Below are 18,192 nucleotides of genomic sequence, written 5' to 3' on the forward strand. Positions count from 1 at the left end.
TTGGCGGGTGGCCAAGAATTAGGCGCACGGCCAGGCGGGATCAATATGGCGGCGACAGTTTCGCCATGCACGGACAGTCAACCGAATCGAACGCGGCGGCATAGTGTGCGGCCGCCAAGGCGCTCACCCCCTGGGCAGGCATTGACCACACCCGGAATCAGATGGCCTTGAACGCCAGCACCGCATTGGTGCCGCCGAAAGCAAAGCCGTTGCTGATCGCGGCGCGCACCTTGCGCTCGCGCGCGACATTGGGCGTCACGTCGAGATCGCAATCGGGATCGGGTTCGCGGTAATTCGCGGTCGGCGGCACGACGCCCTCGCGGATAGCCATGACGCAGGCGATCATCTCCAGTCCGCCCGATGCGCCCAGGCAATGGGCATGCATCGACTTGGTCGATGAGACCGACAGCGAGCGTGCATGCTCGCCAAAGACGCGCTTGATCGCGTTGGTCTCGATCTGGTCGTTGGCCTTGGTGCCGGTGCCGTGCGCGTTGAGATAGTCGATGTCCTCGGGATTGAGCCCGGCATCGGCCAGGCAGAAGCGCATTGCCGCTTCCGGTCCCTCGATGGTTGGAGCAACGATGTCCGAGGCATCGGCGGAAAGACCGGCGCCGGCGATTTCGGCAAGGATGGTTGCGCCGCGCGCCATGGCGTGATCGTAGCTTTCCAGAACCGCCATGCCGGCGCCCTCACCGAGCACCAGGCCCTGGCGATCGGCCGAGAACGGCCGGCAAGTATCGGGAGACAGCACGCGCAAAGCCTCCCAGCCCTTGAGCACGCCCCAGACCAGCGGCGCGTCGGTGCCGCCGGCCACCATGACGTCGGCGCGGCCGAGCCTGATCTGGTCGACCGCCGAGGCGATGGCGTGATTGGCCGACGAACAGGCCGAAGTGACGCCGAAGACCGGCCCGCGCAGGCCAAGGTGCATGCTGACCTGGCCCGCGGCGGCTCCCGGCATGACCCTGGGCACGGTGAAGATGCCGGCGCGATTCTTGCCCTCGATCAGGATGGCGCGATAGTTTTCCTCAACCGTCTCGAAGCCACAGACGCCGACGCCGACAATGGTTCCCATGCGATAGGTGTTGTCGGCATGCGTAGCCAGTCCCGACTGTTGCAGGGCTTCGCGGGCGGCGAGCACCGCCAGCAGGCTGAAGCGGTCCATCGACACCAGCTGCTTGCGCTCGATGCCGTGATCGGGCAGCGCCTTGATCTCGCAGCCGGTCTTCACCTTCAGGTCGTGCAGGAAGGGATTGTCGATCGGACCTATCGCCGAGCGTCCAGCGCGCATCTCGCCCCAGATCGCCGGCACATCGGTGCCGAGCCCGCATAGCCCGCCAAGGCCGGTGATGACGACGCGTCTCAGCATTCGGTTAGGCTTTTTTCGCGATCAGCGCGCGAACGGCCTCGACCATGTCGCCAACATTCTTCAGGTTGCTCCAGGCATCGACCGTGTTCATCTCGATCTCGATGCCATATTCCTCCTCAAGGTCGAAGATGATCTCGGTCAGTTCCAGCGAATGGATGCCGAGCGCCGTCAATTCGGTGTTGGTGGTGATTTCCTCGCCGCCAGGCTCGGCATGGGCCTTGATCTTCTCGATGATATCCGTTGCCAGTTGGTCAGCCATTCGGTTTCTTCCCCACTTTGTCGTTTCCCGACGCCAACTGAACAGCGCCTTCTTGTCCTCGATATCAGGCCGCGATCGTCGCCTCATACCCCCGCCAAGCATCGCTTGACCGTACCGAGGTGGCTCCCTCTATAGAAACGGAAACGCCATCAAGCAACAAGCTATATATCGACAAAACCGCCGCAGTGCTTAACCTGACGGCGTGGATACGATCGAATATACGAAGTTTTCGCCCCCTTTGGCCCAGCGCGCCGCCGGCCTGGCACAGCTGGGCTGCGCCAGCGCCGACGGCCGCACGCGGCTGCGGCGCCTCTATCAGGACGGCTCCGCCAAGATAAGGCTGCCGGCCGTTTCGGCCGATCCGCTGGAGGCGGTGCTGATCAACACCGCCGGCGGGCTGACTGGCGGCGACCGCATCGGCTGGGATGTCGATGTCGGCGCGGATGCCTCGGCGGCGATAACGACCCAGGCCTGCGAGAAGGTCTATCGCGCCGCATCCGACCATGCAGAGGTAAGGGTCAAGCTGACGGTCGGTGAAAACGGCCGCATCGCCTGGCTGCCGCAGGAAACCATCGTCTTCGACCGGGCCGCCTTCGCCCGCACGTTGGATGTCGAGCTTGCCGCCGGGGCGGAGGCGCTGCTGCTGGAGGCCACCGTCTTCGGTCGCCTGGCCATGGGCGAACGCGCCGCGCAAGGTATTTTTCGTGACCGCTGGCGTGTTCGCCAGGATGGCTTTCTCATCCATGGCGAGGATTTCCGCGTCGGGCCTGACATCGCCGCCACGCTCGCCCGTCCGGCGGCTGCCGGCGGCGCGATCGCGGTGGCAACGCTGCTGCTGGTGTCGCCACGGGCGGAGGCCTTGCTCGACCCGGTCCGCGAGATCGTCGCAGACCAGGGCGGCGCCAGTGTCTGGAGCGTTAAGGCATCTGGCAAGCTTCTTGCGAGGCTTTACGCCGGGGACGGCTACCAACTGCGCCAGCGGCTGGTTCCGCTTGTCGGATTGCTCAACGGACGGGCGGGGCTGCCCAAATTATGGTCACTGTGATTCGGAAACCTGCATGAACCTGACGCCGAGGGAAAAGGACAAGCTGCTGATCGCCATGGCAGCGATCGTGGCACGCAAGCGGCTGGAGCGCGGCGTGAAGCTGAACCACCCGGAAGCGATCGCGCTGATCACCGACTTCGTCATCGAAGGCGCCCGCGACGGCCGCCAGGTCGCCGAACTGATGGAGGCCGGCGCCCATATCGTCACCCGCGCGCAGGTGATGGAGGGCATCGCCGAGATGATCCACGACGTGCAGGTGGAAGCGACCTTTCCCGACGGCACCAAGCTGGTGACCGTGCACGAGCCCATCAGGTGAGGAGAGGAAACCGGGATGCTTGAACTGCGCCCAAACTGCGAGTGCTGCGACAAGGACCTGCCGCCCGAAGCCGAGGATGCGCTGATCTGCACCTTCGAATGCACCTTCTGTGCCGATTGCGTGGAAACCGTGCTGGGCGGCGTCTGCCCCAATTGCAGCGGCAATTTTTCGGCGCGGCCGATCCGACCGACGGCGATGCTGAAGAAATATCCGGCTTCCGCCAAACGCGTCCTCAAGGCCGAGGGCTGCGGTCCTCGCAAGGCAGCGTGAACACCGTGACACTGGAAACGGAAGGCAAATCGAAATGATCCCCGCAAAACGACTGTCCCTCTCGGCGATCCTGTTTCTGGCGGCGGCTATGCCCGCCTACGCCCATGTCGGGGTTGGCACGACGTCGTCCTTCACGGCCGGCTTCATGCATCCCTTGTCCGGCCTTGACCACATGACCGTGATGATCGCCGTTGGCCTGTGGGCGGCACTCAAGGGCGGCAAAGCGATCTGGGCGTGGCCGGCCGCCTTTGTCGGCGTCATGCTGGGCGGCGCCGCCCTTGGCATGGCCCATGTACCGGTGCCCTTCGTCGAGCCGGGCATACTGGCCTCCGTGGTGGCGCTCGGACTGCTGGTGGCGCTGGCGGTCGATCTGCCCGTCTCGGCGGGCGTCGCCATTATCGGCCTGTTCGCGTTGTTTCACGGCCACGCCCATGGCACGGAAGTGCCTGAAAACGCCGGCGGGCTCGAGTACATGGCCGGCTTTGCCGTCGCCACCGTGATGCTCCATGCCGTCGGCATCGCCGCCGGCCTTAGCCTTGGCCTGAGGTTGCGCGGTCTGGCCCGCGTCGCGGGCGCTGCCTGCGCGGCGATCGGCGTCGGCCTCGCCTTCGGCGTGGTGTGAAGCCCAATGATCCCTGGCGAAATCATCCCCGTCCAAGGCGACATCGAGCTCAACAAGGGTCTGCCGACCGTCACCTTGAAAGTCGCCAACAGCGGCGACCGGCCGATCCAGGTCGGCAGCCACTATCATTTCTTCGAAACCAATGAAGGACTGAAATTCGACCGCGAACAGGCGCGCGGCATGCGCCTCGACATTGCCGCCGGCACTGCCATGCGCTTCGAGCCAGGCCAGGAGCGCGACGTCACGCTGGTGCCGCTCGGCGGCAAACGCGAGGTCTATGGATTCCAGCAGAAGGTGATGGGCAAGCTGTGAGTTTTGTGGCGTCTCATGCGCGGCGCGCACAGATTCCCAGGGGGAAGCGCCATGCGCTTTTCCCACCGCTTCACACTTTTCCTGGAATTGCTCTAGTCCGACGGCTTGGCGGCCGCATAGATGACGATCTTTCCCGGATTGTCGAACTCGACGGCCAGAATGTCCTGCGCGAGCACGCGCCGCGAATCGATGGCGTTGTAGAGCAAGGCGTTGGCCTCGATCTCCTTGCGCAGTTCCGCGACATCGTCCCGATGCTGCCGAACCTTGTTCTCGATGACCGCCGGCGGGCCGCCTTCGCTGCGCGCCGCGTCGGTCAGGAACACGATATCGACGTTGTCGAGCTTGGAGGTCTTGCGCACGGTGCTGATGTTTTCACGCGTGCGGTCGATCGCCGAGGTGACTTTGCCGATTTCAGCGATGGTCTTGGCCTCTTCCGCGCTGACTTGCGAGCCGACGATCCGATCGACGGTCTCCGGACTTTCAAGCCCCTGCGCGTTCAGCGCGGCCTGAGGAAAGCTCGCTGCCAGAAACGCAGTCGCCGCTATGGCATAAAGCCATCGGCCATCGGGCAAAGTGGTGACGGTCATCGTTCGCTTTCGCAGTTTGTTCCAGCACTCAGGAAACGAAACGACACCAACCCTGCCACGGTTCCCCTCATGATGCGGCCGGCGGACCGAATGTCGGCCCGCCGAGCCGGGCCGTCAGCTGGCCTTCTTGGTGATCAAGGTCAACGCGCCATTGGGCTCCATGCTGGCCGCGACCACCTGCGCCGAGGTCATTCCCTTTGCCTCGAGGGCGGACTTCACCTTGGGTGTGGCATCGATCGAGCTGCGCAGTTTCTGCAGGCCGGCATCGCCACGCTGGGCGATCACCTGATTGACCTGCGTCTGGGTGTCCTTCGGCAGTTCGGTAATGTCGACGATGTTGACGCTCTGGATCGCCGGCGCGGCCTGCTGACCGCCGGGGGCGGGAGTGGTCGCCTTGGGGGCAGGCGTGGCCGGAGCGGGCTGTTGCGCGGGCTGCTGCTGGGCACTGGCGGCACCGGCCAGCATCAGGCTGGCGGCGGCTGCAAGAATTATCGTTTTGCGCATGGATTTTCCTTCCATCGATTTGGCAAACGGTCGTTTTGGGGTGACCCGCTCACCTCAACCGCCAAATGGGATCAGAAGGTGTCGCCCGGCGGGTCATTGCGTGACCATTGGATGGCGCCAATGTGCGCCCCGCGCCCAACCACACCGCATTTCGGGAGCAATCTCTGATGGCTAGAATCTCGCGTTCTACCTATGCCCAGATGTATGGCCCGACTGTCGGCGACAGGGTCAGGCTGGCCGACACCGAACTCTTCATCGAGGTTGAAAAGGACCTCACCATTCACGGTGAAGAAGTAAAATTCGGCGGCGGCAAGGTCATTCGCGACGGCATGGGCCAGAGCCAGGTGTCGCGGGCGCAGGGCGCGGTCGACACCGTCATCACCAACGCCTTGGTGGTCGATGCCAGCGCCGGCATCCTCAAGGCTGATATCGGCCTGAAGGACGGCCGCATCGCCGCGATCGGCAAGGCCGGCAATCCGGACACGCAGGATGGCGTCACCATCATCATCGGCCCAGGCACGGAAATCATCGCCGGCGAGGGCAAGATCCTGACACCGGGCGGCTTCGACGCGCATATCCATTTCATCTGTCCGCAGCAGATCGAGGAAGCGCTGATGAGCGGCATCACCACCATGCTCGGCGGCGGCACCGGCCCAGCGCATGGCACACTGGCCACCACCTGCACACCGGGGCCGTGGCACATGGCCCGCATGATCCAGTCCTTCGACGCCTTCCCGATGAATATCGGCCTGTCGGGCAAGGGCAATGCCTCCTTGCCCGCCGCGCTGGAAGAGATGGTGCTCGCCGGCGCCTGCTCGCTGAAACTGCACGAGGACTGGGGCACGACGCCGGCCGCCATCGATTGCTGCCTGTCGGTCGCCGACGATTACGACGTGCAGGTGATGATCCACACCGACACGCTCAACGAATCCGGCTTCGTCGAGAACACGGTGGCGGCGATCAAGGGACGCACCATCCACGCCTTCCACACCGAGGGCGCGGGCGGCGGCCATGCCCCCGACATCATCAAGGTCTGCGGCCTGCCCAACGTCATCCCGTCCTCGACCAACCCGACCAGGCCTTACACCGTCAACACGCTGGCCGAGCATCTCGACATGCTGATGGTCTGCCATCATCTGTCGCCGTCGATCCCCGAGGACATTGCCTTTGCCGAAAGCCGCATCCGCAAGGAGACGATCGCGGCCGAGGACATCCTGCACGACATCGGCGCCTTCTCGATCATCTCGTCGGACAGTCAGGCCATGGGCCGCGTCGGCGAAGTCGCGATCCGGACCTGGCAGACCGCCGACAAGATGAAGCGCCAGCGTGGTTCGCTGCCGCAGGAGACAGGCAACAACGACAATTTCCGCGTCCGCCGCTACATCGCCAAATACACGATCAACCCGGCCATCGCGCATGGGCTGTCGAAAGAGATCGGCTCGATCGCTGTCGGCAAACGCGCCGACCTGGTGCTGTGGAACCCAGCCTTCTTCGGTGTGAAGCCGGACATGGTGCTGGTCGGCGGCATGATCGCCGCCGCCCCGATGGGCGACCCCAACGCCTCGATCCCGACGCCGCAGCCCATGCACTACCGGCCGATGTTCGGCGCCTATGGCAAGGCCAGGACCAATTCGTCGGTGACCTTCGTTTCGAAAGCCGCGCTCGAGTCGGGGCTGCATGGACGGCTTGGCGTCGACAAGCAGTTCGTCGCCGTGGAAAACACCCGTGGCGGCATTGGCAAGCATTCGATGGTGCTCAACGACGCCACGCCACATGTCGAGGTCGACCCCGAAACCTACGAGGTCCGCGCCGACGGCGAATTGCTCACCTGCGAGCCGGCAACGGTGCTGCCGATGGCGCAACGGTATTTTCTGTTTTGATGCTGGATCGGCGACCGGGCCGACCGGCGCGAAACCCATTGCGGCATGTGCCGTGACACCGCAATATGCGGCTCAATGAAACCGCATGACTTGCCATGGCCACCGAAATAGCCTCCGCCCACGACATCTTCCCGCACATCCGCATCGTCATGGGCATGGTGATCGGACTTGGTGTCACCCGCCTGCTGTCGGGGGTGGCCCGTATTATACAGCATCCCGGCCAGTACCGGCTCTATCCCGTGCATCTGGCTTGGGTCGCTTCGGTGCTTCTGATGCTGGTGCATTTCTGGTGGTGGGAGTTCGGCCTCTACGCCATCGAGGCATGGACCTTCGGCAAATACCTTTTCATCATCTTCTACGCGATCACGCTGTTCCTGCTCTGCGCGCTGCTGTTTCCGGATTCGATGCTGGACTACAAAAGCTACGAGGATTTCTTCTATTCGCGGCGCGCCTGGTTCTTCGGCCTGCTGGCCGCGACCTATCTGCTCGACGTGATCGACACGTTGCTGAAAGGGCCGGAGCATTTCGCCCATTTCGGCAATGAATATCTGTTCCGCACGCCGATCTTCGTCGCACTCTGCATTGCCGCGATCCTGGTGCGCGACCGCCGCTTTCACACCGCCTTTGTCGCGGCGGCGCTGATCTATCAGATATCGTTCATCCTGCGGCTCTTCGACACGATCGTATGACGACTGCGAATGCTCTAGGCTTCCTGGGAAAGGCAGGTTTCTCATGTACAAGGCCGTCGGATCACAGGGATCCCGGGTCAGCCGCGTCCTCTGGATGCTCGAGGAGCTCGGGCAGCCCTACGAATTCGTCGAAGTCAAACTGCGCTCGCCGGAAGCCTATGCGCTCAACCCTTCGGGCAAGGTGCCGATCCTCATCGACGGCGAGCTGACGGTGACGGATTCGGCGGCGATCTGCGTCTACCTAGCCGACAAGCACGCCGACAAGGGCATGGGTGCCAATCCAGGTATCGCCGGCCGTGCCGAGATGGATTCCTGGATGCATTTTGCCCAGAGCGAGTTCGAGGCGCCGCTGTGGAACAAATTGCGCCACCGCTTCCTGCTGCCGAAGGAGGTTCGGGTCGATGTCGGCCCGGCGGCGGCCTATGATTTCGCCTCGGAAACCAAAGCCCTGGATCGTCGTCTCGGCGAGAAGCCGTTTGCGCTCGGCGACCGGTTTTCCGCTGTCGACGTGCTGCTCGGCGACATGGGCGGCTGGGCCCGTGCTGGAAAATTCCCGATCGAGTCCGAGCGCGTCAACGCCTATTTCAACCGGGTGCTTTCGCGCCCTGCCCGCGCACGGGCACAAGCTAGTGGCGGAGCCATGAAATGAAGCTCAACCTCAACACCGATTTCACCAAGTTCCCGCGCGCCGTCTCGGTGGTGGCCGCTGGCGAGGCGGGAGCCATCGTGCCGTCCGGGCGCGCCGTTCTGCCTCATGACGAGCGGCATCTGCGCCGTCGGGCCATTGAACTGTCCGACGGCAGCAAGGTGCTGGTCGACCTGCCCGAGGCGGTTGCCCTGAACGACGGCGATCGGCTGGTGCTGGAGGATGGCCGCCACATCGAGATCCTTGCCGCGCCGGAAGATGTCTATGACATCCGCGCCCGCGACGGCGTGCACCTGACCGAGCTTGCCTGGCATATCGGCAACCGCCATCTCGCGGCGGGCATCGAGGCGGATCGCATCGTCATCCTGCGCGACCACGTCATCAAGTCGATGCTTGAAGGGCTTGGCGCCACGGTGTGCGAGGTTTCCGAGCCGTTCAAGCCGGTGCGCGGCGCCTATTCCGGCCATGGCGGCGCGCACAGCCACGATCACGGCCATGCACATGCCCACAGCCATGCGGAAGCGCATTCCCATTCACATGGCGACACGCATTCCCATTCGCACAGCCATTCCCACGCAGGTCATCACCACGACCATGACTGACCAGCCTTCGAACATCGCCTTGCTGCGGCTGATGGCGTGGCTGTCGCCGGCCTTTCCGGTCGGCAGCTTTGCCTACAGCCATGGTCTCGAGCGCGCGGTGCATGATGGCCTGGTTGCTGACGGCACCGGCCTTGCCGGCTGGCTGGGGACACTGATCGAGATGGGCTCGGGCTGGAACGATGCCGTGCTGTTTTCCGAGAGCTGGCGCCGCGCCCGCAACGCAGGCGATCTCGATGAAGTGGCTGCACTGGCCGAGGGGCTGGCCGGCTCGCGGGAACGCCATACCGAGACCATGCTGCAGGGTGCCGCCTTCCTCAAGGCCGCCGCCGCCTGGCCCAATCCCGTGCTGGAGCGATTGCCGGCCGAATGCGCCTACTGCATCGCCGTCGGTGCTGTTGCCGGCGGCAATGGCATTGCGCTTGAGGATGCGCTGTCCGCCTTCCTGCAGGCCTTCTTCTCCAATCTCGTCCAAGCAGCGATCAGGCTCGGTGTCGTCGGACAGAGCGAGGCCACCACACTGCTGGCCGGCTTCGAACCGCTGGCGCTCTCGACCGCTGGCCGCGCGTCGCGCTCGACATTGGATGATCTCGGCGGCTGCGCCTTCGTCTCCGATATCATGGCGATGAAGCACGAAACCCAGTATTCGCGGCTGTTCCGGTCATGATCGTGCTTGCCTTCACGCTGTCCTTCGTCCTGCTGCTCATCACGGCGCTGCATGTCTATTGGGGCATTGGCGGCATCTGGCCGGGCAGGGACGCGGCCTCCTGCGCCCGCGCCGTCGTCGGCTTTCGCGGGATCGACGAAATGCCGACGCCCTTCGCCAGTTTCGCCGTTGCCGCCTGTCTCGGCCTGGCGACGCTCTGGCCGCTGGCACTGATCGGCTTCTTTGCCTCGCCCTTCCCGAAAGAGGGCCTTGCCGCCACTTCGCTGCTCATCGGCCTGGTGTTCCTGGGTCGCGGCATTGCCGGCTTCACGCCGTGGTGGCGACGGCTGGCGCCCGAGCAGCCTTTCGCCCGGCTCGATGTCCGGTATTATTCGCCGCTTTGCCTGTTGATCGGGCTTGGCTTCGCCATCCTTGCCATCATGGAGTTCCCGACATGACTCAAGCCAACGGTCCTCTTCGTATCGGCATTGGCGGCCCCGTCGGCTCCGGCAAGACGACGCTCACCGAAAAACTCTGCAAAGCGCTGCGCGACGAGTTCTCCATCGCCGTGGTCACCAATGACATCTACACCAGGGAAGATGCCATGATGCTGGCCCGGCTGCAGGCCCTGCCCGAGGACCGCATCGTCGGTGTCGAGACCGGCGGCTGCCCGCATACCGCCATTCGCGAGGACGCGTCGATCAATTTGCAGGCCATCGCCGAGCTCAACCGGAAATTCCCCGATCTCGACATCATCTTCATCGAATCCGGCGGCGACAACCTCGCCGCCACCTTCTCGCCAGACCTTGCGGACCTGACGCTCTATGTCATCTCGGTCTGTCAGGGCGAGGAAATCCCGCGCAAGGGCGGGCCGGCGATCACCCGCTCGGACTTCCTGATCATCAACAAGAGCGATCTGGCCCCCTATGTGAACGTCAACCTCGACGTGATGGAGAGCGACGCCGGCCGCATGCGCGGCAAGCGCCCGTTCGGCTTCACCGACCTGTCGCGCGGCAAGGGACTGCAAGAGGTCATCGACTTCATCGTCGAGCATGGCGGGTTGAGGGCCACGGCTGCCGCCAGCACAGCGGCCTGACAGGTCGCCGCTTCTCCCTGCACCAACCAAAACCCGTTGCGAGCAGCCGCCGATCACGGCATTCTCGCCAAAACCGGAGGATTTTCGATGAGCATCGCCCGCCTGCAGAAGGAAACGCTGACCAACCTGCCCTTCTACGAGGAGCGCGTCGATCTCGCCTGCGCGTTTCGCTGGACGGCGCGGCTCAACATGCACGAGGCGGTGGCCAACCATTTCTCGCTGGCGGTCAATGAGAACGGCACGCAGTTCCTGATGAACCCCAACCAGGTGCATTTCTCGCGCATCAAGGCGAGCGACCTGTTGATGATCGACGCCAATGATCCGGACACGCTGTCGGGGCCCAACGCGCCGGATCCGACGGCCTGGGGCCTGCACGGCGCCATCCATCGCAATGTGCCGCATGCGCGCTGCGTCATGCATGTCCATTCGATCCATGCCACGGTGCTGGCCTCGCTGGCCGACTCGACATTGCCGCCGATCGACCAGAATTCGGCGATGTTCTTCAACCGCCACGTCGTCGACGCGCATTATGGCGGGCTGGCCTTCGAGGAAGAGGGCGAGCGCTGCTCGCAGCTTCTCACCGACCCCAAGGTCAAAGTGATGGTAATGGGCAATCACGGCGTGCTGGTGATCGGCGACACAGTTGCCGACGCCTTCAACCGCATGTTCTATTTCGAGCGTGCCGCCGAGACCTACATCAAGGCGCTCTGGACCGGCAGGCCGCTGCGCACGCTGTCCGACGCCATCGCCGAGAAGACGGCCAGCGAAATGGACGACTATCCCGGCCAGGCCGAGCGCCATCTCGCCGAGTTGAAGGCGATCCTCGACGAGGAAGAGCCGGTTTACCGGAATTAGAGCCCGAGCTGAGCCCGCAATTCCCCGGCGCTGTTGATGACGGTGGCGCCGGGCGGTCCTTCCATCGGCTTTTCCGGCCAGAAGATCGTCTTCATGCCCGCCGCCAGACCCGCCATGGCGCCCGGCCAGCTGTCATCGACCGCGACCGCGTGAGCGGGATCGACATCGGCCAGATAGGCCGCGCGCAGGAAGGGTTCGGCATGCGGCTTGCCCTCGCGCACGTCGTTGCGGCTGATCGTCTTCATGCCGGGATAGAAGAGGCCGACGGCGCGCAGATTGGCGTCGACGATCAGCCGGTCGGAATTGGAGACCACCGCTTGCTGAACGCCGAGCGCGCGCAATTCATTGAAGACCTCGATCGCGCCGGGGCGCGGCCGCAAGCCCTCGACCAGCGGCATGTAGTGCTCGTATTTGCGCACGATCCAGTCGTCGAAGGCCAAGTCCAGGCCGAACTCGTCGCGCATCATTTCGTAAACCGGCCAGGCAGCGACGCCGAGGACGCGCTCATGCAGGTCGGATGGCGGCGTGAGGCCGACATTGCGCATTGCCGCCACAAGGGCTGCCTCGTGCAGCGGCTCGCTGTCGACCAGCGTGCCATCCATGTCCCAGAAAACCGCCTTCGGTGTCATGCAGAGCTCCTTTTGCGATCCCCTTAAAGGGTTTGCGCCGGGAGATAAACCTTCGGGTTCACAGAAGCTGGCCGCGACCGGACCCGACGCCACCCTTCTTTCCGCATCGCAACATTGCCTGCGGGAAAATCCGTGCCGCGCAGGGACAAGCAATTGCCCTTGAGATTGACAATTGCGCAGGAAGGCGTTCCCTGCGAAACTGAGAGCGGACCGCTCCTGTGAGCAGCGGTTCGCGGAGGCAGGACGTGAATACCCGGCAGGATGGTGGCAGCAACAGGCTGGACGACGCGGCGCGCGCCGGCTGGCTCTATTATGTCGCCGGCAACACACAGGACCAGATCGCCGCCACGCTCGGCATTTCGCGGCAGACGGCGCAGCGGCTGGTGTCGCTGGCGGTGTCGGAAGGCTTGATCAAGGTTCGCGTCGATCATCCGATCGCCAACTGCCTCGACCTCGCCGCCCGGCTGAGATCCCGCTTCGCGCTCGATCTGGTCGAGGTGGTGCCGAGCGACCCCAATTCGTCCTCCACCACCATCGGCATCGCCGAGGCGGCGGCCGCCGAGATCGAGCGGCGGCTGCGGTCGCCGACACCGATCGTCATGGGGATCGGCACCGGGCGTACGTTGAAGGCGGCGATCGAGCAATTGCCGCCCATGGAATGCCCGCAGCACAAGGTGGTGTCCTTGACCGGAAACATCTCGCCGGACGGTTCGGCGGCTTTCTACAACGTCATCTTCACCATGGCCGACAGGGTCAAGGCGCGCTCTTTCCCGATGCCGCTGCCGGTCATCGCCTCCTCGCCGCAGGAGCGCGAGATGCTGCTCAACCAGCCGATGATCCAGCCGACGCTGGCGCTTGCCGCCGAGGCCGACGTCACATTCATTGGCATCGGCGACCTCGGTCCGAAGGCACCCCTCTACGAGGACGGCTTCATCTCGGAAAGCGAGTTGAAAGCGCTGCAGAAAGCGGGCGGCATCGCCGAGATCGTCGGCTGGGTGTTCGACAGGGAAGGCCGCATGATCGAGGGCATCACCAACGACCGGGTGTCGTCGGCCTCGCTGCCGTCACGCGAAAAGTCGCTGGTCATTGCGCTCGCCATGGGCGAGCGCAAGCTGCCGGGGATCCTGGCGGCCGTGAACCGCCGGCTGGTCAATGGGCTCATCACCGATGAGCGGACGGCGACCGCCCTGCTGGCCGGCATGTGACCCCTCGGGCACGCTGCCATTTGCCGGGTGCGGCCGGGGTGACTGCTTTGCGATAAAGCCAACAAGGCTATCCGTGCCGCCCGACAGGGTCGTTTCCATCGAGGAACCCGAGGTCGCGCTGCAGATGCGGCGACAGGTCCCTGATGTCGAGATGCGCCTTCTTCCTGACCGCGAACCAGCCGAATCCGTCCGCGAGCCACGAAATCCAGCGATGATCTGGAGCGGGAGTGCATTTTTGTTGCGCCATGGTCATGATCGTCAACCTTCGCTATCCTCAACCCGAATGACCGGTTGACGCTGAATGTCGGTCTTGCCGGCCGCCTTTGCCAATCGAACGTCGATAAGAACCCATAAGGAGGCTTTATGCCTGACCTTGGCTCGCGACAGATTTCACAACTCCCGCCGCTGCAGGCGATCCGGGTGTTCGAAGCCGTGGCGCGGCATCTTTCCTTCACCAAGGCCGCCGTCGAACTCGCCATGACACAGGCCGCCGTCAGCTATCAGATCAAGGTGCTGGAAGAGCGCGTCGGCGCACCGCTGTTCCTGCGCCGGCCGCGACAGATCGAGCTGACCGAAGCCGGGCAGCGCCTGGCGCCGGCCGTCAGCGAGGCCTTCGCCATTCTTGGCCAGGCCTATGCCGCGGCACGTGGCGGCGCGGATGGGTTGCTGTGCGTCACCACCGTGCTGACCTTTGCCTCGAACTGGCTGGCGCACCATCTGGGCTCGTTCCAGATAGCGCATCCAGCCCTTGCCGTGCGGCTCGAGACGTCGAGCCGGCTGACGGATTTCGCCCGCGAGGACGTCGACCTCGCCATCCGTTCGGGCGGCGGCAAATGGCCGGGCCTTGAGTCCCACAAGCTGCTCGATGCCGATTTCACGCCGATGCTAAGCCCGAAACTCGCGGCGAGCATCGGCGGCATCAAGGAGCCGGCGGACCTGCTGCGGCTGCCGATCCTTGATCCCGGCGACATCTGGTGGACACAATGGTTCGAGACGGCGGGCGTGCACTCGCACGACCTTGCCAAGCGGCCCGGCAGCAGCATGGGGGCCCAGGCCTATGAGGCCAACGCGGCCATCGCGGGCCATGGCGTGGCGATCCTGACCCGGGCGCTGTTCAAGGCCGAACTTGCCGACGGCCGCCTGATCCAGCCCTTCGACCTGGTCGGCGACGATGGCCACGCCTACTGGCTGGTCTATCCAGAAGCCCGCCGCAACGTGCCGAAGATCCGCGCCTTTCGCGACTGGCTGCTTGCCGAGATCGCCTGCTGACAGGCGGTTCGCACCCGCCCCCCACGTCCAGACCTTCCTGTCCTCTCGCCTGATATCCGGCCCAGGGCGCGGTTCGTCGTCTCAATTTCCATCCGTCCCTGGTGCATCCGGCCCGTCGAGTGCTGCGCTGCAGCATCGAATCCGGCTTGACATAATTAAGACTTAGTGAGTAATTGCTCACAGCCAAGGCAAATGCTCATCTTGGTTCATGGGAGGAATTTGATGAAACTTCGCACGCTTACCCTGGGCTTGTTGTCGGCCAGCGCCCTCGCCTTCGCCGCACACGCCGAATCCATCACCATCGCCACCGTCAACAATGGCGATATGGTCCGCATGCAGAAGCTGACCGACGACTTCACCAAGGCTAACCCCGACATCCAGCTCAACTGGGTCACGCTTGAAGAAAACGTGCTGCGCGAGCGCGTCACCACCGACATCGCCACCAAGGGCGGCCAGTATGACGTGATGACCATCGGCACCTACGAGGTTCCGATCTGGGCCAAGCAGAGCTGGCTGCTGCCGCTCGACAAGCTCGGCGACGACTATGACGCCAAGGACATCATTCCGGCCATCGCCGGCGGTCTCTCGGTCGACGGCAAGCTCTATGCCGCGCCCTTCTACGGCGAAAGCTCCTTCGTCATGTACCGCAAGGACCTGATGGACAAGGCCGGGCTGAAGATGCCCGACGCACCGACCTGGGACTTCATCAAGCAGGCCGCCGACAAGATGACCGACCGCGCCAATGGCGTGAACGGCGTGTGCCTGCGCGGCAAGGCCGGCTGGGGCGAGAACATGGCCTTCCTGACCGCCATGTCGAACTCCTTCGGCGCCCGCTGGTTCGACGAGAACTGGAAGCCGCAATTCGACCAGCCCGAATGGAAGAACACGCTGCAGTTCTATGTCGACCTGATGAAGGCCGATGGCCCCGAGGGCGCGTCTTCCAACGGCTTCAACGAAAACCTGGCTCTCTTCCAGCAGGGCAAGTGCGGCATGTGGATCGATGCCACCGTCGCGGCGTCCTTCGTCTCCGATCCGAAGAACTCGACCGTCGCCGACAAGGTCGGCTATGCGCTGGCGCCGGACAATGGCCTGGGCAAGCGCGGCAACTGGCTGTGGGCATGGTCGCTGGCCATTCCAGCCGGCACCAAGAAGGCCGACGCCGCCGAGAAATTCGTGTCCTGGGCGACCAGCAAGCACTATGCCGAACTGGTCGCTTCGAAGGAAGGCTGGGCCAACGTTCCTCCGGGCACGCGCTCCTCGCTCTATGCCAATGCCGAGTACCAGAAGGCGGCTCCGTTCGCCAAGATGACGCTGGACTCCATCAACGCCGCCGACCCGACGCATCCGACCGTCAAGCCGGTGCCCTATGTCGGCGTCCAGTTCGTCGCCATCCCTGAGTTCCAGGGCCTTGGCACCACTGTAGGCCAGCTCTTCTCGGCGGCCCTTGCCGGCCAGTCGAGCGTCGACGATGCGCTGAAGCAGGCCCAGGACGCCGCCACCGCGGCGATGACCGAGGGCGGTTATATCAAGTAAGGCTCCTCCCGGTGCCGAATGCCGGTTGCCTCCTCGACCGGCAACGGCCGCCCGAGTTCCCAGCTCGGGCGGCCGCCTTCAACGCCTGTGAAAATTCAGTCTGACCATTGAAGGGTGACCGTCATGGCTACTCAGCAGACCCGTTCGCTTGCCCGTTTCATGATGGCGCCATCCGTTGTGCTGCTGTTCGTCTGGATGGTCGTGCCGCTGGCACTCACGCTCTGGTTCTCCTTCCAGCAGTACAATCCGCTCAACCCGATCCGCGACGGATTCGTCGGTTTCTCCAACTACGCGCTGTTCTATTCCAACCCCGCCTTCCTGCAGTCGATCCTCAACACCCTGATCCTGGTGGTCAGTGTCCTGTTGATCACGGTGATCGGCGGCATCCTGCTGGCGCTCTTGATCGACCAGCCGATGTGGGGACAGGGGATCGTGCGCATCCTCGTCATTTCGCCGTTCTTCGTCATGCCGCCGGTGGCCGCACTGGTCTGGAAGAACATGATCATGCACCCGCAATATGGCGTGTTCGCCGACATAGCGCGCTTCTTCGGGATGCAACCGATCGACTGGTTCGGGCAGCACCCGCTGACGGCGATCATCATCATCGTCGCCTGGCAGTGGCTGCCTTTCGCGACACTGATCCTGTTGACCGCGCTGCAGTCTCTCGACGGCGAGCAGAAGGAAGCCGCCGAAATGGACGGCGCCGGCTTCATCAGCCGCTTCATCTATCTGACGCTGCCGCATATGTCGCGCGCCATCACCGTGGTCATCCTGATCCAGACGATCTTCCTGCTCTCGGTCTATGCCGAGATCCTCGTCACCACCAATGGCGGTCCCGGCTACGCCTCCACCAACCTGCCCTTCCTCGTCTACCAGAAGGCGTTGCTGGAGTTCAAAATCGGCCAGGCATCCGCGGGCGGTGTGATCGCCGTCATTCTCGCCAACATCGTCGCCTTCTTCGCCATGCGCGCGGTCGGCAAGAACCTCGACAAGTAAGGGAGGACAAGATGGCACGTGCAGTCACCACCCAGCACAAGACGATCGCGACGGTTGCCGCCTGGATCGTGGCCCTGCTGATCTTCTTCCCGATCCTCTACACGATCATCACCTCGTTCAAGTCGGAACAGGAGGCGATCCAGGGCTTCAACCTGATCCCGTCGGGAACGTTCGAGAGCTATACCGAGGTTCAGGCGCAGAGCGGTTACTTCAAGTTCTTCTTCAATTCGGTGCTGCTCTCGGTCGGCTCGACGGTCCTGGCCCTGCTGGTCGCCATTCCGGCGGCATGGTCGATGGCTTTCTCGCCGACCAAGCGGACCAAGGACATCCTGATGTGGATGCTGTCCACCAAGATGATGCCCGCGGTCGCCGTGCTGTTCCCGATCTACCTGATCTTCCGCAACCTCGGGCTGCTCGACAGCCGCATCGGCCTGATGGTCATGCTGATGCTGATCAACCTGCCGATCGTGGTGTGGATGCTCTACACCTACTTCCGCGAGATCCCCGGCGAAATACTGGAAGCGGCCCGCATGGACGGCGCCTCGCTGTGGAACGAGATCATCTATGTGCTGACCCCGATGGCCGTGCCCGGCATTGCCTCGACCATGCTCCTGAACATCATCCTGGCCTGGAACGAGGCGTTCTGGACGATCCGCCTGACCACCACGGATGCTGCTCCGCTGACCGCCTTCATCAGTTCCTTCTCCAGCCCGCAAGGCCTGTTCTGGGCCAAGCTTTCGGCCGCCTCGACATTGGCGATCGCGCCGATCCTGATCATGGGCTGGTTCAGCCAGAAGCAGCTGGTGCGCGGCCTGACCTTCGGCGCCGTGAAGTAACACCGCCGCACGCAACGGACGACGGACAATAA

Annotated in this window: 24 protein-coding genes; 18 read left to right on the forward strand and 6 right to left on the reverse strand. The window is 63.9% G+C overall.

Annotation, left to right across the window (positions count from 1 at the left end):
- Positions 1 to 157: 157 nt before the first annotated feature.
- Positions 158 to 1,366 carry a beta-ketoacyl-[acyl-carrier-protein] synthase family protein gene (locus MesoLj_RS02985; protein ID WP_140770592.1) on the reverse strand — a complete coding sequence of 403 codons (1,209 nt, stop codon included), beginning with the start codon at positions 1,364 to 1,366 and terminating at the stop codon, positions 158 to 160.
- A gap of 4 nt (positions 1,367 to 1,370) precedes the next feature.
- On the reverse strand, positions 1,371 to 1,625 hold the full coding sequence (locus MesoLj_RS02990; RefSeq protein ID WP_056568590.1) for an acyl carrier protein: 255 nt from the start codon (positions 1,623 to 1,625) through the stop codon (positions 1,371 to 1,373).
- 202 nt (positions 1,626 to 1,827) lie between these two features.
- Here MesoLj_RS02990 and MesoLj_RS02995 point away from each other — a divergent pair, with 202 nt between their 5' ends.
- From MesoLj_RS02995 to MesoLj_RS03015, 5 genes are read left to right on the forward strand one after another with little or no spacing between them, the layout of a single operon-like run.
- Positions 1,828 to 2,670, forward strand: a complete 843-nt coding sequence (locus MesoLj_RS02995) for an urease accessory protein UreD (RefSeq protein WP_202325029.1) — start codon at positions 1,828 to 1,830, stop codon at positions 2,668 to 2,670.
- A 13-nt stretch (positions 2,671 to 2,683) separates the two neighbouring features.
- On the forward strand, positions 2,684 to 2,986 hold the full coding sequence (locus tag MesoLj_RS03000) for an urease subunit gamma (RefSeq protein WP_202325030.1): 303 nt from the start codon (positions 2,684 to 2,686) through the stop codon (positions 2,984 to 2,986).
- Positions 2,987 to 3,001: 15 nt separating this feature from the next.
- Positions 3,002 to 3,256: a DUF1272 domain-containing protein gene (locus tag MesoLj_RS03005; protein WP_140770598.1), complete on the forward strand. Its 255-nt coding sequence runs from the start codon at positions 3,002 to 3,004 to the stop codon at positions 3,254 to 3,256.
- 34 nt (positions 3,257 to 3,290) lie between these two features.
- On the forward strand, positions 3,291 to 3,878 hold the full coding sequence (locus tag MesoLj_RS03010) for a HupE/UreJ family protein (protein ID WP_202325031.1): 588 nt from the start codon (positions 3,291 to 3,293) through the stop codon (positions 3,876 to 3,878).
- A gap of 6 nt (positions 3,879 to 3,884) precedes the next feature.
- Positions 3,885 to 4,190, forward strand: coding sequence for an urease subunit beta (locus tag MesoLj_RS03015; RefSeq protein WP_115141435.1), 306 nt, complete (start codon positions 3,885 to 3,887; stop codon positions 4,188 to 4,190).
- Between the two features lie 92 nt (positions 4,191 to 4,282).
- Here MesoLj_RS03015 and MesoLj_RS03020 read toward each other — a convergent pair whose 3' ends face one another.
- Together MesoLj_RS03020 and MesoLj_RS03025 are read right to left on the reverse strand one after the other, a co-directional pair.
- On the reverse strand, positions 4,283 to 4,777 hold the full coding sequence (locus MesoLj_RS03020) for a hypothetical protein (RefSeq protein WP_202325032.1): 495 nt from the start codon (positions 4,775 to 4,777) through the stop codon (positions 4,283 to 4,285).
- A 114-nt stretch (positions 4,778 to 4,891) separates the two neighbouring features.
- Positions 4,892 to 5,281, reverse strand: coding sequence for a hypothetical protein (locus MesoLj_RS03025; protein ID WP_202325033.1), 390 nt, complete (start codon positions 5,279 to 5,281; stop codon positions 4,892 to 4,894).
- A gap of 167 nt (positions 5,282 to 5,448) precedes the next feature.
- On the opposite strand from MesoLj_RS03025, the gene ureC reads away from it, so the two are divergent.
- From ureC to MesoLj_RS03065, 8 genes are all read left to right on the forward strand, one after another.
- Complete coding sequence (gene ureC, locus MesoLj_RS03030) at positions 5,449 to 7,161, forward strand: urease subunit alpha (RefSeq protein ID WP_446720292.1); 1,713 nt, start codon at positions 5,449 to 5,451, stop codon at positions 7,159 to 7,161.
- 95 nt (positions 7,162 to 7,256) lie between these two features.
- Complete coding sequence (locus tag MesoLj_RS03035; RefSeq protein ID WP_202325034.1) at positions 7,257 to 7,850, forward strand: hypothetical protein; 594 nt, start codon at positions 7,257 to 7,259, stop codon at positions 7,848 to 7,850.
- Positions 7,851 to 7,893: 43 nt separating this feature from the next.
- On the forward strand, positions 7,894 to 8,499 hold the full coding sequence (locus tag MesoLj_RS03040; RefSeq protein ID WP_202325035.1) for a glutathione S-transferase family protein: 606 nt from the start codon (positions 7,894 to 7,896) through the stop codon (positions 8,497 to 8,499).
- The gene (locus MesoLj_RS03045; protein WP_202325036.1) at positions 8,496 to 9,098 is read left to right on the forward strand and encodes an urease accessory protein UreE; all 603 of its coding nucleotides are present in this window, start codon (positions 8,496 to 8,498) and stop codon (positions 9,096 to 9,098) included. Before MesoLj_RS03040 ends, MesoLj_RS03045 begins: the two co-directional genes overlap by 4 nt.
- Positions 9,091 to 9,762: an urease accessory protein UreF gene (locus MesoLj_RS03050; protein WP_202325037.1), complete on the forward strand. Its 672-nt coding sequence runs from the start codon at positions 9,091 to 9,093 to the stop codon at positions 9,760 to 9,762. The genes MesoLj_RS03045 and MesoLj_RS03050 overlap by 8 nt, the downstream gene beginning before the upstream one ends.
- Positions 9,759 to 10,199: a DUF3995 domain-containing protein gene (locus tag MesoLj_RS03055; RefSeq protein ID WP_202325038.1), complete on the forward strand. Its 441-nt coding sequence runs from the start codon at positions 9,759 to 9,761 to the stop codon at positions 10,197 to 10,199. Before MesoLj_RS03050 ends, MesoLj_RS03055 begins: the two co-directional genes overlap by 4 nt.
- Complete coding sequence (gene ureG / locus MesoLj_RS03060; protein WP_202325039.1) at positions 10,196 to 10,837, forward strand: urease accessory protein UreG; 642 nt, start codon at positions 10,196 to 10,198, stop codon at positions 10,835 to 10,837. The genes MesoLj_RS03055 and ureG overlap by 4 nt, the downstream gene beginning before the upstream one ends.
- Before the next feature lie 87 nt (positions 10,838 to 10,924).
- Positions 10,925 to 11,692: a class II aldolase and adducin N-terminal domain-containing protein gene (locus tag MesoLj_RS03065; protein ID WP_202325040.1), complete on the forward strand. Its 768-nt coding sequence runs from the start codon at positions 10,925 to 10,927 to the stop codon at positions 11,690 to 11,692.
- On the opposite strand, the gene MesoLj_RS03070 is transcribed toward MesoLj_RS03065, so the two are convergent.
- A complete protein-coding gene (locus MesoLj_RS03070) occupies positions 11,689 to 12,321 on the reverse strand; it encodes an HAD family hydrolase (RefSeq protein ID WP_202325041.1) in 633 nt (210 codons plus the stop codon). The genes MesoLj_RS03065 and MesoLj_RS03070 overlap by 4 nt on opposite strands.
- Positions 12,322 to 12,566: 245 nt before the next feature.
- Here MesoLj_RS03070 and MesoLj_RS03075 point away from each other — a divergent pair, with 245 nt between their 5' ends.
- Entirely contained in the window at positions 12,567 to 13,526 is a 960-nt protein-coding gene (locus MesoLj_RS03075; RefSeq protein WP_202325042.1) for a sugar-binding transcriptional regulator, read from the forward strand.
- A 67-nt stretch (positions 13,527 to 13,593) separates the two neighbouring features.
- Here the strand turns inward: MesoLj_RS03075 and MesoLj_RS03080 are convergent, their stop codons facing one another.
- The gene (locus MesoLj_RS03080) at positions 13,594 to 13,779 is read right to left on the reverse strand and encodes a hypothetical protein (RefSeq protein WP_202327155.1); all 186 of its coding nucleotides are present in this window, start codon (positions 13,777 to 13,779) and stop codon (positions 13,594 to 13,596) included.
- A 110-nt stretch (positions 13,780 to 13,889) separates the two neighbouring features.
- Between MesoLj_RS03080 and gcvA the strand changes: the two genes are divergently transcribed.
- The 4 genes from gcvA (at position 13,890) to MesoLj_RS03100 (ending at position 18,160) form a co-directional block, all read left to right on the forward strand.
- Positions 13,890 to 14,795 (forward strand): transcriptional regulator GcvA, encoded by a 906-nt coding sequence (gene gcvA / locus MesoLj_RS03085; RefSeq protein WP_202325043.1) that lies wholly within the window; start codon positions 13,890 to 13,892, stop codon positions 14,793 to 14,795.
- 222 nt (positions 14,796 to 15,017) lie between these two features.
- Complete coding sequence (locus MesoLj_RS03090; RefSeq protein WP_140770629.1) at positions 15,018 to 16,328, forward strand: ABC transporter substrate-binding protein; 1,311 nt, start codon at positions 15,018 to 15,020, stop codon at positions 16,326 to 16,328.
- A 123-nt stretch (positions 16,329 to 16,451) separates the two neighbouring features.
- On the forward strand, positions 16,452 to 17,324 hold the full coding sequence (locus tag MesoLj_RS03095; protein WP_140770631.1) for a carbohydrate ABC transporter permease: 873 nt from the start codon (positions 16,452 to 16,454) through the stop codon (positions 17,322 to 17,324).
- An 11-nt stretch (positions 17,325 to 17,335) separates the two neighbouring features.
- The gene (locus tag MesoLj_RS03100) at positions 17,336 to 18,160 is read left to right on the forward strand and encodes a carbohydrate ABC transporter permease (protein ID WP_140770633.1); all 825 of its coding nucleotides are present in this window, start codon (positions 17,336 to 17,338) and stop codon (positions 18,158 to 18,160) included.
- The last annotated feature ends 32 nt before the right edge of the window (positions 18,161 to 18,192 follow it).

The sequence above is a fragment of the Mesorhizobium sp. 113-3-9 genome (genome assembly GCF_016756515.1).
Classification (GTDB): Bacteria; Pseudomonadota; Alphaproteobacteria; order Rhizobiales; family Rhizobiaceae; genus Mesorhizobium.

Excerpts from the sequence above, each read along its gene's own strand:
- MesoLj_RS02985 (WP_140770592.1), bottom strand. The coding sequence starts at position 1,366 with ATGCTGAGACGCGTCGTCATCACCGGCCTTGGCGGGCTATGCGGGCTC.
- MesoLj_RS02990 (WP_056568590.1), bottom strand. The coding sequence starts at position 1,625 with ATGGCTGACCAACTGGCAACGGATATCATCGAGAAGATCAAGGCCCAT.
- MesoLj_RS03000 (WP_202325030.1), top strand. The coding sequence starts at position 2,684 with ATGAACCTGACGCCGAGGGAAAAGGACAAGCTGCTGATCGCCATGGCA.
- MesoLj_RS03005 (WP_140770598.1), top strand. The coding sequence starts at position 3,002 with ATGCTTGAACTGCGCCCAAACTGCGAGTGCTGCGACAAGGACCTGCCG.
- MesoLj_RS03010 (WP_202325031.1), top strand. The coding sequence starts at position 3,291 with ATGATCCCCGCAAAACGACTGTCCCTCTCGGCGATCCTGTTTCTGGCG.
- MesoLj_RS03015 (WP_115141435.1), top strand. The coding sequence starts at position 3,885 with ATGATCCCTGGCGAAATCATCCCCGTCCAAGGCGACATCGAGCTCAAC.
- MesoLj_RS03020 (WP_202325032.1), bottom strand. The coding sequence starts at position 4,777 with ATGACCGTCACCACTTTGCCCGATGGCCGATGGCTTTATGCCATAGCG.
- MesoLj_RS03025 (WP_202325033.1), bottom strand. The coding sequence starts at position 5,281 with ATGCGCAAAACGATAATTCTTGCAGCCGCCGCCAGCCTGATGCTGGCC.
- ureC (WP_446720292.1), top strand. The coding sequence starts at position 5,449 with ATGGCTAGAATCTCGCGTTCTACCTATGCCCAGATGTATGGCCCGACT.
- MesoLj_RS03035 (WP_202325034.1), top strand. The coding sequence starts at position 7,257 with ATGGCCACCGAAATAGCCTCCGCCCACGACATCTTCCCGCACATCCGC.
- MesoLj_RS03040 (WP_202325035.1), top strand. The coding sequence starts at position 7,894 with ATGTACAAGGCCGTCGGATCACAGGGATCCCGGGTCAGCCGCGTCCTC.
- MesoLj_RS03045 (WP_202325036.1), top strand. The coding sequence starts at position 8,496 with ATGAAGCTCAACCTCAACACCGATTTCACCAAGTTCCCGCGCGCCGTC.
- MesoLj_RS03050 (WP_202325037.1), top strand. The coding sequence starts at position 9,091 with ATGACTGACCAGCCTTCGAACATCGCCTTGCTGCGGCTGATGGCGTGG.
- MesoLj_RS03055 (WP_202325038.1), top strand. The coding sequence starts at position 9,759 with ATGATCGTGCTTGCCTTCACGCTGTCCTTCGTCCTGCTGCTCATCACG.
- ureG (WP_202325039.1), top strand. The coding sequence starts at position 10,196 with ATGACTCAAGCCAACGGTCCTCTTCGTATCGGCATTGGCGGCCCCGTC.
- MesoLj_RS03065 (WP_202325040.1), top strand. The coding sequence starts at position 10,925 with ATGAGCATCGCCCGCCTGCAGAAGGAAACGCTGACCAACCTGCCCTTC.
- MesoLj_RS03070 (WP_202325041.1), bottom strand. The coding sequence starts at position 12,321 with ATGACACCGAAGGCGGTTTTCTGGGACATGGATGGCACGCTGGTCGAC.
- MesoLj_RS03080 (WP_202327155.1), bottom strand. The coding sequence starts at position 13,779 with ATGACCATGGCGCAACAAAAATGCACTCCCGCTCCAGATCATCGCTGG.
- gcvA (WP_202325043.1), top strand. The coding sequence starts at position 13,890 with ATGCCTGACCTTGGCTCGCGACAGATTTCACAACTCCCGCCGCTGCAG.
- MesoLj_RS03090 (WP_140770629.1), top strand. The coding sequence starts at position 15,018 with ATGAAACTTCGCACGCTTACCCTGGGCTTGTTGTCGGCCAGCGCCCTC.
- MesoLj_RS03095 (WP_140770631.1), top strand. The coding sequence starts at position 16,452 with ATGGCTACTCAGCAGACCCGTTCGCTTGCCCGTTTCATGATGGCGCCA.
- MesoLj_RS03100 (WP_140770633.1), top strand. The coding sequence starts at position 17,336 with ATGGCACGTGCAGTCACCACCCAGCACAAGACGATCGCGACGGTTGCC.